The 15,168-nt window shown below is 68.5% G+C and carries 11 protein-coding genes; 7 read left to right on the top strand and 4 right to left on the bottom strand.

Annotated features, from left to right (window positions below; genetic code table 11):
• The first annotated feature begins 80 nt into the window (after positions 1-80).
• The 7 genes from Poly30_RS12855 to Poly30_RS12825 all read left to right on the top strand — a co-directional run bounded on the left by Poly30_RS12855 (position 81) and on the right by Poly30_RS12825 (position 10,367).
• Positions 81-1,286: a 2'-deoxycytidine 5'-triphosphate deaminase gene (locus Poly30_RS12855; protein ID WP_145197892.1), complete on the top strand. Its 1,206-nt coding sequence runs from the start codon at positions 81-83 to the stop codon at positions 1,284-1,286.
• 9 nt (positions 1,287-1,295) lie between these two features.
• Positions 1,296-2,156 carry a methyltransferase domain-containing protein gene (locus Poly30_RS12850; RefSeq protein WP_145197890.1) on the top strand — a complete coding sequence of 287 codons (861 nt, stop codon included), beginning with the start codon at positions 1,296-1,298 and terminating at the stop codon, positions 2,154-2,156.
• A 198-nt stretch (positions 2,157-2,354) separates the two neighbouring features.
• On the top strand, positions 2,355-4,529 hold the full coding sequence (locus Poly30_RS12845; protein ID WP_145197888.1) for a PhoX family protein: 2,175 nt from the start codon (positions 2,355-2,357) through the stop codon (positions 4,527-4,529).
• Between the two features lie 127 nt (positions 4,530-4,656).
• The gene (locus Poly30_RS12840; RefSeq protein WP_419191320.1) at positions 4,657-6,267 is read left to right on the top strand and encodes a hypothetical protein; all 1,611 of its coding nucleotides are present in this window, start codon (positions 4,657-4,659) and stop codon (positions 6,265-6,267) included.
• 74 nt (positions 6,268-6,341) lie between these two features.
• Entirely contained in the window at positions 6,342-8,135 is a 1,794-nt protein-coding gene (locus Poly30_RS12835; protein WP_145197884.1) for an amidohydrolase family protein, read from the top strand.
• 50 nt (positions 8,136-8,185) lie between these two features.
• Positions 8,186-9,331 carry an alginate lyase family protein gene (locus Poly30_RS12830; protein ID WP_145197882.1) on the top strand — a complete coding sequence of 382 codons (1,146 nt, stop codon included), beginning with the start codon at positions 8,186-8,188 and terminating at the stop codon, positions 9,329-9,331.
• A gap of 124 nt (positions 9,332-9,455) precedes the next feature.
• Complete coding sequence (locus Poly30_RS12825) at positions 9,456-10,367, top strand: transcription factor (protein WP_145197880.1); 912 nt, start codon at positions 9,456-9,458, stop codon at positions 10,365-10,367.
• 6 nt (positions 10,368-10,373) lie between these two features.
• Here Poly30_RS12825 and Poly30_RS12820 read toward each other — a convergent pair whose 3' ends face one another.
• The 4 genes from Poly30_RS12820 to rpmH all read right to left on the bottom strand — a co-directional run bounded on the left by Poly30_RS12820 (position 10,374) and on the right by rpmH (position 15,140).
• Positions 10,374-11,684: a type II toxin-antitoxin system HipA family toxin gene (locus Poly30_RS12820; protein WP_145197878.1), complete on the bottom strand. Its 1,311-nt coding sequence runs from the start codon at positions 11,682-11,684 to the stop codon at positions 10,374-10,376.
• A gap of 7 nt (positions 11,685-11,691) precedes the next feature.
• The gene (locus Poly30_RS12815) at positions 11,692-11,916 is read right to left on the bottom strand and encodes a type II toxin-antitoxin system Y4mF family antitoxin (RefSeq protein WP_145197876.1); all 225 of its coding nucleotides are present in this window, start codon (positions 11,914-11,916) and stop codon (positions 11,692-11,694) included.
• 179 nt (positions 11,917-12,095) lie between these two features.
• Positions 12,096-14,816: a CREC-EF hand family protein gene (locus Poly30_RS12810; protein WP_145197874.1), complete on the bottom strand. Its 2,721-nt coding sequence runs from the start codon at positions 14,814-14,816 to the stop codon at positions 12,096-12,098.
• A 198-nt stretch (positions 14,817-15,014) separates the two neighbouring features.
• Positions 15,015-15,140 carry a 50S ribosomal protein L34 gene (gene rpmH / locus Poly30_RS12805; protein ID WP_145197872.1) on the bottom strand — a complete coding sequence of 42 codons (126 nt, stop codon included), beginning with the start codon at positions 15,138-15,140 and terminating at the stop codon, positions 15,015-15,017.
• Positions 15,141-15,168 lie beyond the last annotated feature (28 nt).

Genomic DNA, 15,168 nt, shown 5'->3' with positions numbered 1-15,168 from the left:
GTGATCTGGGCCGCCATCCTTCGCCAAAATCTGCCCGGTCTCGCGGGGACCGTGGCCGCTGGACGCCGTACCCTGGCCCCATGGACACCCCGCGGCCCAGCGCCAGCCCCCTCGATCGACCCGCCCCTGACCCCGCGGCGACTCCCTCCGGGGCCGCACCAGCGGGATCCCGATCCGCGGGCGAGATCCTCGTGGACAGCGAGCTTCGGAGGCTCGTCGAAGCCGGTTCCATCCGCCACCACCCGGATCTCCCGATTCGGCCCCAGCAGATCCAGCCCGCCAGCATGGACCTCAGGCTCGGTAGAACGGCCGTTCGCGTCCGAGCCGGTTTTCTCCCGACGACCGTTCCGATCGAGGAGCGGATCCAGGAACTCGGAACTTCGACCCTGGATCTGGACGGGCCCGAGGGCGCCGTTCTGGAGCGCGGGCTCGTCTACCTCGTTCAGCTGGAGGAGCGGCTCGACCTGCCGGCGGACCTTGCGGTGCGCTTCAATCCGCGGAGCTCCGCGGGTCGCTGCGATGTCTTCACCCGAGTCCTCTCCGCGGGCCATCCTCGCTTCGACGAGGCACCGATGGGCTACTCCGGGCCGCTCTGGCTGGAGATCAGCCCGCTCTCCTTCCCCGTGCGCCTGCGCCGCGGCGATCGACTGTGCCAGCTCCGGGTCCACCGGGGCAGCCCGGGCCTTTCCACGGACGAGCTGCGCGCGCGCTACCAGGAAACGCCGCTCGTCTTCGACGGCGATCGACCCCTGGGGGTCGACGAGGTCCGCTTCGACAGCGACGGCGGGCTCGAGCTGAACCTCGGCCTGGCGGGCCGCGACCCCGCGGGCTGGCGCGCGTCGCTCCACACGGAGGTCGTGGAGTTCAGCGCCGAAGGAGCCCACGATCCAGCGCACTTCTGGGATCCGGTCCACGCCCCGAACGGTCGCTGCATCCTGGCGCCGGAGAGCTTCTACATCTTCGCGAGCCGTGAGCGCCTGCGGATCCCGCCGGACCTCGCGGCCGAGATGCTCCCCGTCGATATCGGCATCGGGGAGCTCCGCAACAACTACGCTGGATTCTTCGACAACGGATTCGGCTGGCGGGAGGACAAGCTATGCGGGACGCCAGCGGTCCTCGAGGTCCGGGCCCACGATGTGCCTTTCCTCGTCGAGGACGGCCAGGTGTTCTTCCGCCTGAAATTCTTTCGCGCTTCGGCGCGCCCGGAGCGGCTCTATGGCCAGGAACGGGAGGGTCAGAGCTACCAGGGCCAGGACCTCACGCTGGCGCGCGCCTTTCGCCGATAAGCACCATTCGTGACGGTCACAGGTACAGAACCCATGGCGGCGGAGCCCGCAGCGCCGACAGGCAACCGCGTCGGCGTCGTGCACTATCGCGGCCGTTTCGGCCAGCGGATGAATGCGTGGCGCAAGCGTACGCCGCTCAACCCGTACTGGCTGGACTGGAAGCACCTGCGTGATTCGGTCGAGGCGATGCTCCCCCACGCGACGGGCAACCTGCTCGACGTCGGCGTTTCGGAAGGGCCATACCGGGACCTCTACTCTCCGAAGGTCCGCCAGTACGTCGGGCTCGAGTACCCGCAGGCGATCCTCGACAAGCAGCCGGACATGTGGAAGATCGCGAACCTGAAGAGGCTCGTCCAGGTGTTCGGCGACGGCGCCCGGCTACCGGTTCTGGACGGCTCGATCGACACGGTGCTCTCGACCGAGGTGCTGGAGCACGTGCCGGAGCCCAGGGCTCTCGTCCATGAGATGGCGAGGGTGCTGAAGCCCGGCGGTAAGCTGCTCCTCACCGTGCCGTTCATCCAGCCGCTCCACGAGCTGCCCAGCGACTACTTCCGGTTCACGCCCTCGAGTCTGCGCGTGTTCGCCGAGTCGGCCGGGCTGGAGGTCGAGTCCATCACGCCGCGTGGCAACTTCGCGTCAGCCAACGGAGCGATGCTCTCCCAGTGGCTCACTCGATCGGTCGGGGCGTCGAAGCGCCAGTCGGACGGAAGCGTGATCCTGTCGCCGTGGCGCAGCGTGCTGCTGCTGCCGCTGACGGCGTTGATTCAGATCGTGTTTCACCTGGCGTCGAAGCTGTCGAACGACCAGGCGGTTTGTCAGGGCTACGCGCTGGTGGCCCGAAGACCGCTGGTCAATGAGCTGCCTCGATAGCTGACTCGCGTGCGTCAACGTCGAGTCAAAGTTCCGTCAGCGAACAGCGGGATCAGGTCAACGGCCCTTGACGCCAAGCTGACCCATTCCTGAACGGAAGGCAGTCGTCCCTTGAGGGCGAAACGGTGTTGTGTTCGGCGTCCAAGGCGTGCAGCCACTTCGGCAAGCGCACCACCTCAACGCCAACAGATTCACAGCATGTCTCTCACGCTTCTCTGCCTGACCGCAGCTGCCTTTCCGCAGGGCCCCGTGGCCGACCCCACGGCCCCACTCTCCTCGATCGCCGTCGTCCAGTCGACGGAGGCCGACTTCACCATTCCGCAGCTGACGCGCCGCCTCGTTCAGCTCAAGGTCGACGGCAACCTGCCCTCCGCCGCGTTCTTCCCCCTGGCCAACACCACCAGCGACACCGTTCGCTCGATCCGCGCCACGCGCCAGGCCGTGGTCGTGAAGTGGCTCGACCCGCTCAACAACACCAACACGGGTGAGACGCCCCGCTTCGGCGCCAACTGCGACTACGTCAGCTTCTTCGGCGACGGCTGGAACTCCGACTGGTCCGGCGGCGCGGTCGGCTCGTCGCCGATGTACGGCGGCTCCGGCGACGCGGGCTGGCTCTGGGTCAACCACGAGTACATCTCCAACAGCCTTCCCCAGGCGCAGAGCGCCCCGAGCGGCCAGCACTTGACGCACGCCAAGCTGCTGGAAGCCCTCGGTCTCCTCAACAACGACGTCACGTCGGACATCTGGGAGCAGTCGGCGCTCAACGCCTACGACTTCGAGCACAAGCGTCAGCTCGGCGGCTCCTGGATCCGCATCGTCAAGGACGCCCAGACGGGGCTCTGGTCCGTCGACCGTAGCGCCCAGAACAAGCGCTACGACTCCACCGGCGCCACCCAGGTCCGCGTGACTGGAATCGACATCGGCCCGACCTCGGACTTCCGTGACCACGCGGAGAGCGGCGCGGACAACGCTCCGAGCGTCGTGTCCGGCATCATGGGCGACTGCTCCGGCGGAACGACGCCGTGGGGCACGATCCTCACCGCCGAGGAGAACGTCCAGGGCTACTACGGTGACTTCGAGCCCACCTGGTCCAGCGGCCAGCGCTTCCTCTCTGGCAACGGCTACGATCCGGGCAGCAACGTCTCCCCCACCTTCGAACCGAGCCGCTCGGCCGCCTTCGGTCGCATCAGTGAAGTCCAGGGCCGCCACACGCGCGACCTCTACGGCTACCTCGTCGAGATCGATCCGGGCGCCGAACCCCAGGACTTCTACGAAGGCCTCTCCGAAGGCGGCGACGGCGTCGGTCACCGCAAGCTCGGCGCCATGGGGCGCGCTCGCTGGGAGAACGCCACGATCGCCGTGGGTCCCGACGGCCGTCTCGTCGACGGTCAGCCGATCGTCCTGTACGCCGGCCAGGACCGCCGCAGCGGCCGCATCTGGAAGTTCGTCACCGAGGCCAACTACACCTCAGGCATGACGAAGGCCGAGGTCCGCGACATGCTCGACTCCGGCAAGCTGTACGTCGCGCACTTCGCCGACCTCGACAACAGCACGGGCCAGACCCTGCTCTCCACCGGCGCCCCCGGCACCGACACGGCGCCGGGCAACGGACGCTGGATCGAGTTCTCCACCACGAGCACCGACTCGCCGCCGAACGCGGCCGCCCTCGGCCAGCCGACGATCACCGTCGGTGAAGCTCTTCAGGACAAGGACTACAACGGGATCGGCGGGTTCCCGAACGACACCATCGCCAAGAAGGCCCTCTTCACCGCCGCCACCAAGCTCGGCGTGATGGAGCTCAACCGCCCCGAAGACCTCGAGTACAACGCGAACGACTTCTCCGGTACGCCGCGCATCTACGTCGCCTTCACGAACCACACCCGCCAGGTCGCCTGCGACCAGAGCGGTGTGCTCTACCCCGCCGCCGATCACGCCGCGAACTCCCCGAACCGCGGCGATGCCGTGGGCTCGGTCATGGCCATGCAGGAAGGCAACGCCCAGAACCCGGGTGCTTCCATGACGTTCACGTTCTTCACCGCCTGGCGCGGCTCCTTCGGCCAGGGCCCCCACGACGCGGCGGCTCCCGACAACATCACGATCGATAGCATCGGTGGCGTGTGGTTCGGCACCGACGGCAACTTCGGCACGAACGGCACCGCGGACGCCTTCTACTACCTCGACATGGACCCGGCCCACAAGGCCGGCGCCCCGGGCGTCGTGGAGCCAACCTTTGGCGTGGCCTTCCGCGTCGCCGCGGTTCCCTCGGACGCCGAGGCCACTGGCCCGACGTTCTCCGCGGATGAGAAGGATCTCTTCATCGCGGTTCAGCACCCGGGTGAGAGCCAGACGTCTACCTGGCCCCAGGATCGCTGATTCGTTGGCCCGGCAGGGCCAGCCTTGACCGTCCCTGGCAATGGCGCGATCCGATCCGTCGGATCGCGCCCTCTCCACTTTCCCCACCCACTCGATCGTGATGCGCTCCGCCCTGCTCTCAGTCTTCATGGCCACCCCCGCTCTGCTTCCGCTCGCCGATCCCGGCATGGGAAACGGCACCGGCAGCGCCGACTACGATCCACTGGCGCACGCTCGCGACTCCAAGGCGCGCACCGTCAACTGGGAAGCCACCGTCCCCGCTGCCTGCTACACCAAGACCGAGGGGCTTTCGAATCCCTGCTGGGTCTGTCACACCGTCGGCCGCGAGCCCAACTACCTCGTCGACTTCCACCTGCAGACGGCCTACGCCTTCAGCGACGTCGCACTGACGAATCACTGGGATCACCTCTTCGAAGACCGCAGCGAGGAGGAAGCCGCGATCAGCGACGATGAGATCCGCGCCTGGCTCGACGGCGACAACTACACTCTGCTGAAGGAAGCGCTCCAAGACGTTCCAGCGGACGAGTATCCCGGCTACCGTCCCGATCTCGACCTCGCCCAGGGCTTCGACGAGTTCGGCTTCGCCCGCGATGGATCCGGCTGGCGCGCCCTGCGCTACAAGCCTTTCCCCGGGACCTTCTGGCCCACGAACGGCTCGATCGACGATGTCTTCGTCCGTTTGCCAAGGGCGTTCCGCACGCGCGGAGGCGAGTTCCACGCAGGCGTCGCGCGGGCGAATCTCTCCATCCTGGAAGCCGCCATCGCGGCCGATCCAAGGGTCCAGGACGACGACGCCCTCGTCCGCCAGATCGAGCCCCTCGACGAAACGGACGTCGCGATCGACCTCGACCGCGACGGCCGCGCCGAGGGCGTCGTCCAGGTCATGCGGGGACTGCCCCGGACCTTCGTCGGCGATGCCTCCAACGTGCGCGTCGAGCGCTACGTTCACCCCGCTGGCGTCGAGTACCTGCACTCGGTCCGCTACGTCGACCCGAGCTCTCCCACCGGCCACTCGACGCGCATGAAGGAGCTTCGATGGTCCCGCAAGGATCGGGTGCTCGATCACGCCGCCCACCTCGCGGCCTACCACGCCGAGGACGACGACAAGGACAAGGGGCTTCTGCCGGTCTTCGAGGGGCGCCCCAACATCGGCCTCTCGAACGATTTCGGTTGGCGTCTCGCGGGCTTCATCGAGGACGGAGAGGGGCGCCTGCGCCTCCAGACCGACGAGGAGCAGCGCTTCTGCATGGGCTGCCACTCGGCCATCGGCGTGACCGTCGACCAGACGTTCACTCTCGCCCGCAAGGTCCCGGGAGCCCAGGGGTGGGCCTACCAGGATCTCGCGGGGATGAAGGACGTCCCCCAGGCCGGTCACGCCCAGCCAGAGGTCCTGACCTACTTCGAGCGCGTCCGCGGCGGGGACGAGTTCCGCGCGAACCGCGAGATACACGATCGCTTCTTCGACGCGGACGGCGAGGTCAGGCGCGCCGAGGTGCTGCGTGCCGCCCCCGGGGGCGACCTAGACCTCCGCCACCTCGTGATGCCCGGCGAAAGGCGCGCGCTCGACCTGGCGCGGGCGTACCGGGTGCTCGTCGCCCGGCAGCGCTGGGACCTGGGGCGCGATGTGGTCCTCGGCGGCGCGGCGACCCGCGTCTTCCCGAAGATCGACAACGGCGACACCGAGCTGGGCAAGTCGGGCCTCGTCTTCATGGACGGAAGCGTCTGGCTGAACTGGTGAGAGGAAGGCGCTGATAAGCGCGGAAATCCCGACTTCGGAGTGACAGGCCGCGGGGACATGGGATCTTCGATCCCATGGACGATGATCGCCTGCCAGGCCGCCCCTCACCGGTGCGCTCCGCGCCGGTCACGCTATCCACCGGCTCCGGCGGACGCGGCCTTCGCTACCGCTGGCCCCTCTGGCTCGTGACGCTCGTCGCTGCGGCTGCCCTCATCCGAGGCCTGGGCGACCGCCCCCGCACTTCGGCCGGGCAGAGCGTGCTCGCGCCCGCTCTGCCCTGGATCGTCGTCGGCGCTCGCCTGATCGTTCCTCACGGCGACACCCTGATCTCCAGAGGAGGGCTCGCGGTCCTAGGCCGCGGAGCGCGGATCGAAGCCGTCGGGGACCTCGCGAGCCTGGGGCCGCTCCCCGAGGACGTGGTCACGATCGATGGCACGGGCGGAACGCTTCTGCCCGGCTTGATGGATGCCTGGTGCGTGCTCCGCGATCCGACCGACCTCGACCACGCCCTCGCAGCGGGGGTCACGACGCTGCGTGTGATGGACAGCCCGGGCTGGCTCTCGCGCGTTCTCGACGAGCGCGACGCAGAGGGAATCCCGACGCCTCGCTGCGTCGCGTTCGGCCGCGACCTGAGGCAGCACGTGGCGCGCAACCCGTTCCAGGAAGGACTCCAGGGCGAGGCACTGCGCGAGGTCATCGAAGCCGACGTGGCGAGGCAGACCCGGGAGGGAGTCGCGGGCTTCACGCTGGGGCACGATGCGTCACCCGAGGTGCTCAAGGGGGTGCTGGACGCCACCTATCGCCATCGCCTGCCGCTCTCGATCCGCACGCCGGGCAAGACCTACTTCCGCCGCGTGCTGAACGAGGGCGACGCGATCGGCTCGATCGAGACCTACCTCGGTGATTGGCTCCGGCAGCCCGGCAAGAAGCGAGAGCCCGGGCCGCCGCCCACCGTGGAAGAGATCGCCCGAAACGTTGCCTGGGCCGTCGAAGCCGAGCGCGTCACCCTCACCGGTCTCGTCGAGTTCATGACCTCGCTGCGGGCCCTGGAGTCCGAGCCCGCGCTGCTCGCGAGCGACTTCGTGCGCAACCGCTACGACATCGCTCCGGGCGAAGCGCTCGTGGCCCCCTCGGAAGAGCTCGCCCGGGTGGCTCCGCTCACCCGCGCCTGCTGGAGCCAGGCGGCTCACCAGCTGCGGCGTAGCCTGCCCGCCTCGTTCCGCCGGAGCTTCCGAGCCGCCGTGCCGCTCCTGGAAGATATCGTCCGACAGCTCGACCGAGCCGGTGCCACGCTCGTCGTCGGCACGGGAGCGGGCGCCCCCTACGTTCGCGTCGGCCGGTCGGTCGTGGACGAGATCGTCCTGCTCTGCGAGATGGGTCTCTCTCCCCCATCGGCCCTCGTCGCCGCGACCTCGGCGGCTGCCGCCTTCATCGGTTTGCCGCTCGTCGGCGAGCTCGTCCCGGAGGGCGTCGCGGACCTCATTCTCGTGGACGGCGATCCCCTGGTGGACCCGGCTGCGCTGGAGACGATTCGACTCGTCGCGCGGGCAGGCGTCTGGTCGACCCGCGAGTCCCTCGACGCTCGTCTGGCGTCGAATCAGACCCGGATGGATCGCGAGATCGAGTTCGTCGTGACGGCGACGATCGACTCGATCGGCGGGTCGGCGGAGGACGCGGAGACCCGCCTGGCTCGTTTCGTGGAAGCGCACGGAGTGACGGTGCGACGCGAGACCGTGGAGACGATGAGAGACATCTATGAATCCGCCGATGTGCCCCGGCCGGAGCACGCGCAGGTCCTTCGGCGCTTTCTCGCCAAGCACTTCCCGGAAGCCGGGTCTGCTGGCGCTCCAATCGCCACCCGGGAGTGAACACCCGGGAGAGAACGCCGCGACGGGGCGTGCGCGTTATCCTTGACCGCATGACCTTCCCGGCGTTCCTGACTCTTCCCGGCTCGACTCTCGCGGCCTTGACGCTCACCGGCTTCGCGGCGGCCGGTCTGCCCTCCTGCGGCGCCGCCGATCTCACCCACGCAGCGGGTGAAGCTGGTTCGTGGAACCAGGCAGAGAAATCCTCGAACCCAGGAAGCGACGTGCGCCCGGCGCGCGGGATCTGGATCGATCGTGAAGAGCTCGCCGAGCTCCCCGCGAGCGGTCCCGCCTGGCGTCAGGTCCTCGAGGTCGCCTCCGCCTCGACGGAGAAGCCGAACCTCTCGGACCAGGAGGACCCGGCCAACACGCGCGCACTCGCCAAGGCTCTCGTGTTCGTGCGCACGGGCAAGAAGCGCTATCGAGACGAGGTCGTGGCCGCCTGCGAGGCCGCCATGGGCACGGAGAAGGGCGGCAACACCCTCGCACTCGGCAGGAACCTCGGGGGATTCGTGCTCGCCGCCGACCTGGTCGGCCTGCCCCCAGAGCTGGACGGGCGCTTCAAGGAGTGGCTGCGTGGCGTGGTCCTCGAGAAACTCGACGGCCGCACGATCCGCTCGACCCACGAGGATCGGCCGAACAACTGGGGCACGCACGCCGGGGCGAGCCGCATCGCCGCTGCGCTCTATCTGGGGGATCGTGAGGAACTGGACCGCGCCGCCGCCGTCTTCCGCGGCTGGCTCGGGGATCGCGACGCGTACGCTGGCTTCAAGTACCGGGCGCTGGACTGGCAGGCGGATCCGAAGAAGCCCGTGGGCATCAACGCCGCGGGGTCCAGGCTGGAAGGGCACTCGGTGGACGGCGTGCTCCCCGACGACCAGCGCCGCGGCGGAGGCTTTTCCTGGCCGCCCCCGAAGGAGAACTACGTCTACGAGGCTCTCCAGGGAGCGCTCGTCCAGGCGATGCTGCTGGAGCGTGCAGGCTTCGACCCATGGAGCTGGAGCGACCGCGCGCTCCTGCGTGCCTACCGCTGGCTGCACGACGAAGCGGACTACCCCGCGACCGGAGACGACGTCTGGCAGATCCACGTCGTCAACCGGGTCTACGGGACCGACTTCCCCGCCGCGGAGACCGCGCGCGCGGGCAAGAACGTCGGCTTCACCGCCTGGACGCACGCTTCGCCCGCGAAGCCGCGATAGGTTTGCCTCAGCGTGGATCACAAGTGATTCGAAACGAATCAACCTGGATCCCGGATCGAAGCTTCGGTCCCCGCAGACTCGGCCACCTCCGACCTGCCGCGTGGAAGCCGCCTACGTTTCAGGCGTGGGCATCCGACGAATCCAGCGCAGCCACAGCACGCTCCGTGCTGTGGGCTCCCCGCGCATCACCTTTCCCGAGGCGCTCTTTCACTCCTGCCACGGCGTGACGCCCTTCCCCGTCCAGCATGACCTGGTGGACCACCCGCTCTTCGACATCGAGCGACTGGCATCGCTGGCTGCCTCCTTGCCAGCCCATCGCGTCGAGTGGAACGCCGGAGATCTGCCCGCGAGCGTCCGCAGAGACGATGTTCGCTCGAATGGACTCTCCGCCGTGGAGACGCTTCGAAGCATCCATCGCTGCGGCTCCTGGATCGTGCTGAAGCACGTCCAGCTCGATCGGGACTACGCTCGACTTCTGCACGAATGCCTCTCGCCCATCCAGGCGGCGCTCGGCGTGCAGGGGCTGTCGCTCTCACGGCCCGTGGGCTTCATCTTCGTGTCGTCCCCAGGCGCCACGACCCCTTGCCACCTCGACCCGGAGAGCAACTTTCTCCTGCAGGTCCGCGGGACCAAGTCCATCTCGACGCTGCCGCGACTCGATCCTCGCTTCGTCCTACTCGAAGAGCTGGAGAGATTCACGGTCGGCGGCGACCGACATGTCCAGCTGGAGGACTCGGCGCTCGCAGAAGCCGTTGGGCACGAACTGAGCCCCGGCGACGGTCTTCACGTTCCGATCCACGCGCCTCACTTCGTGGTCAACGGTCCCGCGGTCTCGGTCTCCTTCAGCCTCACCTTTCAGACCGAGGCAACGGACCGCGAGCGCGGCGTGCTCTGGATGAACCACCGTCTGCGCTCACTGGGACTGGAGCCCACCCCACCGGGAACCTCCAACGCGCTCGACCTCGCCAAACTGACCCTGTTCAAGGGCCTCCGAAGCGCTCGACGCGTCCTGCGACGGAATCCACCCCCGAGCTGACGCGCGTCAGTCCGCGCCCTTCAAGAGCTGAACGCCCGTGATCTCACACCGTTCGACCGTCTCTTCGATCAGGCGCCCGAGCATGGCCAGCGCCTCGTCGCCGAGGCCTCCGTCGCCGGCTTCCGATCCCGCGGTCTCCGCTTCGTCGATGACCTGATCTCTCTCGGATCGCAGTGCCGACGGAAGCCGGGTGACCATCTCCCTGAGTTCGCGCCGCACCTGCGCAGGCGCGAGCCCGGACGCCTCGCTGAGCGCGTCCCAGTGGCGCGCGCGGATGTTCTTGAACTCCGCCTTGCTGCCGATCTTCATCGCGTACCGCGGGCTCAGGTCCCCGTAGACGAGCGTCGAGAGCAGATCGTAAAGGGGCGAAAGCGAGATGCCTGAAGGAGCATGAACGAGGCTGAAGTTCTTGGCGTGTGCGTCCGCGTTTCCGATCAGGACGTTGAACGCCGTCGCTCGCACGAGGGCCAGGCGATCCACCGCGGGGCGCCGCGCGTGATCCGTCAGAAGGCGAAAGCAATCTGGCAGCGAAGGCCCGCCCTCCGACTGGTACTTGAGCCGCGTCGGAACGCCGAGGGCCTGACACATGTCTTCCTGATGGACCCGGCGCACCGTGCCGTCCGGATCGAACGTCCGGTCGAATCGCTCGACGAGCAGGAACTCGCGGCCGCTCGCCACGCGCCTCTCGGCCGAAGCGACGCTCAAGCCCACGCGTCTCGCCGTGCGCATGCAGAGCAGCTCGTTCGCGACCGTGCCCGCGAAGCCCTGGATCGGCGTCTTGAGGATGTGCGTCGTGGCCTGATCGCCCGTGGGGATCGCCACCTGTCCGTCGACGAGCGACACCGCCACCTTGTCCTGCGCACCGGCGAGGGAGAGCCGCCGCTCGCCGCCGGCGAGAAGCGGTCTGTGGGGAAGGTCATCGAGGAGCTTCGCCAGGCGCGCCGGATCGAGCGGCTGGAGTTCCTCCCCGCTCGCTCCAGGCGTGAACGGAGTCGACGACGCGCTGGGAACCGTCAGGGTCACGGCCCCGGCGCACTCCCCCCCGATCTGCTCCAGCAAGGCGAAGTCGTTCCTGGCCGACACGCCCAGATAGCGCGCCACGCGATCGCGAACGCCCTCCTCGGGCAGGAGTCCTCCGAAGAAGGGCTCGGCCCCCCGGTGATCGAACGGCTCGGCGCGCACGGGAAGAGAGAGCGACAGCGCCGCGCCAGAACGCTCGACCCACGCGGCGTCGTAGCGGAACTCCAGCCGCCCCGAATCGGTCTGCAGCAGCTCTCCCACGCGCTCGCCGAAGAGCGCGACTTCCAGGGTACGCACCACCGGATCAGTCCTCCGACAGGCCGTCCACGAGGACGGAGAGGCCCAGCTGGCGAAGAACGTCGAACACCTTGCCGATCTGAGCAGTGGGCTTTCCGGCCTCGACCTCTACGATGAAGCGGACGCTGGTGCCCGCGGCGGCGGCGAGGTCGGGCTGTCTGAGGCCCTGGGCCTTGCGCTCGCGCCGGATCAGCGCCCCTAGCGCCTGGATCGTCTGGATAGGTTGCGGCATGGATCTTTCCCGACCGGGAATATCGACCGCCCGCGCTCCGGAAACCAGCACAAAATGACACGATCGGGACATTTCCGCCGATTCATTCCGTTCCGCGCCCGTTCTTGCACGAGCGGGAAAGCGAACGGACCGAAGAAACCTCCAGGATACGCGGTCCGCCGGGCCCAGGAAGCCCCGTTCTATTCCGGGAAGACGCGCCGGAACGCCGCCTGGAGCTCCTCGTCGAGGGTCGGCAGCAGCGCAGGCAGGACCTTCGTCGCCCGCTGCCGGGGCGTCAGCCCGAGGCCGTCGGCGAGGTCCAGCGACTTGGTTCGAAGCGTCGCCGCCGACTGGAGGTGCTCGGTGGCCGCCGGCAGGTCGCCCGCGTCGGCGCTGAGAGACGCGGAGGCCGCATGTCCGAGGACCATGTAGTGGTGAGCCGAGTCGGCGAAGGCCGGCTCATCGTCGGCGCTGTCCGCGAAGGCTGCGATCGACCCCTCGTAGGAAGACGCCGCCGCTTCCGGGTCGCCCTGCTTCGTCTGCCACTCGGCCGCAATCAGGAGCGCGAGGCCGCGGAACCACATGAGCGTCGGGCCGTGCACCGGATCGTCGATCGCCTGGTCGAGCTCGACGTAGACCGCCTCCATCGAAGCGGCGCCCGAGGTCTCCAGCTGATAGGCGCGGAAGCGCTGGTGCAGGTCCGAGCTGGCGGGAAAACGGCGCAGGGATTCCGTCAGAAGCGTCGGCATCAGCCGGGCTTCACCGATCGCGCGCGCGAGTTCCAGGAGCTGCGTGGCGTCGTCCTCCACCGCCACCGGATGGGCCAGCAACGTGCGACCCGCGAGGTACGCATCTGCCACGAGCGAAGCCGGCACGGCCTGGCCATCCGCCAATCGCCCGTAGGCCAGCTGCGCGGCGGATTTGGCGAGCGCCCGCAGCGTCCCCACGCACATCGGATCCGAGCTGGCCAACTGGTAGGCAGGGAGCGCGGCACGTGCGGCCCGGAAGGCCTTCGCGTACTCACCGCTGAGCGCAGCCGCCTGGGCGACGATCGCCTGGGCGCGCGCGGGATCCGCGCTCGCCCCCGCCTCCGCCGAGGCCATCGCCTCGGCCGCTGCATCGCGTGGATCCTCGGCCTGGTCCAGCAGACCATTCGCGAGCTGAAGGAGCACCCCGGCGCGAATCAGCGCCTGGGTCGGCGTGGCGTCCTCCGGCGCCACACGGCCGTCGAGCTGCTCCAGCGCAAGAAGCGCCTCGTTCCGCGTCTTCGAGGGAATCTCCGTCAGGGCCGACATCGACGCCGCCGCCGTCCAGTCCTCCACGCTTCCGAGGGCAGAAAGGCGCGTCGACGGATCCAGCGACTGGAGCGAAGCCAGCGCGACGGGGTCACCGTCCACCGCCAGAGTCAGCCCGTCGATCACGGCCTGGAGTGCTTCTTCGTCGAGACTCGCCGCCGTCTGGAGCAGGCGACGACGCTGAAGAGCATCGAGATCGGCCGCGCGCGACGCCAGCGCGATCGCGGCGACGTCACGCACGAGCGGCTCCGGATCCCTGAGCCCGAGCATGCCTGCTTCAGGGTCGGCGCCCGAGTGGATCGCCGTCGCGAGGCGCACGGCGACGTCCGGGTCGAGCATCCGCCGCTCCAGCTCCTCACGCGCCCCTGCATCGGGGAAGGTGGCCAGCTCCAGGCTATCCATCGAAGCCCAGTCCCGCGTTTCCACGGGACGAGCGTGCTCCCTGAGCTTCGCGTCGAGGGGCGCCGGATCGCTGAGCAGGTAGACGTCGAAGAGAATCGTTCCATCCACGTCGACACCGACGTGCCGAGGGGCCACGCGCGTCCCGTTGAAGTACCGTTCGTAGAGCGTGGGCTCCAGATCGATGTGTTCGCGATCGGTCACGCGTCCGAGCCTCGGGCTCTCCATGCGTCGGCCCCGATCGTCGTACTCGAAGGGCTGATGATCGTCGGGGGAAACCACGAGGCAGACGTAGCCCGACGCCAGCTTCGCGAACTCAGGATCGCGATAGCGCCAGGCGGCGAGCGAGTCGCACGCCGTTTCCCCATCCATGTTCACGCAAAGGAGCAGAACCTGTCCCGTGCGCCTCTGAATCGCGAGGGCGTCCTCCAGACTTCGCTGCCACGGCATGAGCGGCGGGAGCGCCATTCGCTCGGGGCTGGGGCGGCGCCAGCCTTCGTCCGAGTCCGCAGCGCGCTGCGGCCGACGCCGACGCTCCTCCATCGAGAGCGTGCGATCGCCGTTCGTGTCCCGCTCCTTGAACCAGGTCCAGTAGCGCTCCAGATCGTAGCGGCCGTCCCTGTTCTGGTCGATCTCGGCCTCGAGGGTCAGGAAGGCCACCCCGGGCGCCATGCGGTTCCGATCCTCGGGCTCGCGCTTCTTCGACGCTTCGATCCAATCCTTGGCCACCGCCGTGGTCGCCTGGGGACCCCAGGCCTCCAGTAGCCTGGCTCGCTCCTCGACCGAAACGCTGCCGTCGCCATCGGCATCCCCCTCCTCCAGGACGAGCTCGCTCGCCAGCCGACGGATTACCCCGCGCGTTCCCATCTGCCCGTTGCAGAGCCTCTCCATCGTCGGCTCGCCGGCCTCGATGACCCCGTCCCCGTCGGCGTCCAGGTACTCCAGGGTCGCCTCGAGGTCGTTGCTGGTCCAGGCGCGGAGAGTGTCACGGTCGAGACCCTGAAAGACGAGTTCGGTCGTGAACTCGTACACCATGTCGCCGCCCAGGGGAGCCAGCCAATCGTGGAGCCCGGCGACCTCATCCTCGGTCACCTCACCGTCTTGGTTCCGGTCGGCGAGCTCGGTGAAGATCTCGAAAGCCGAACCGAGTTCCGGCACGCGGCGGGCGTCGAAGTCCTGGGCCGCGGGAGAAACGAGAAGGCAGAGGAGCAGTGCTGGATGGGTCATGGTCCCAATGTAGCCCGGCAAGCTCCGGCGGCCTACAGCGGACGGAAACCGCCGCCCACGCCTGAGCGCCTCCCCATTGTCTCCCATCACCGTTTCCGATCACCCCTCGAATCACGAACACCGCCAGCCCGCCCCCGGACCTGGAGGTCCAACGGGCGGGCTGGCGGGTAAAGCCACCCTACGGGGAGGAGAAGCCGACTAGAAGCTGCCGTGACGAGCGCGCTGGCGCTTGTTCGTTTTCCGGCCACCGGCCGACTTCTGGCGGGTCAGGAACCCGGTCTTCTTGGCCTTCTTGGCTTTGCTGTTGCGGACTTTGAGCTTCATGGGATCGGGGACGCGGACGAAAGATCCG

The sequence above is a fragment of the Saltatorellus ferox genome, from assembly GCA_007751475.1.
In the GTDB taxonomy this organism is placed as follows: Bacteria; Planctomycetota; UBA1135; order UBA1135.
Note: the sequence above shows the minus strand (reverse complement) of the source record. Positions and strands in the feature narration are given on the sequence as shown.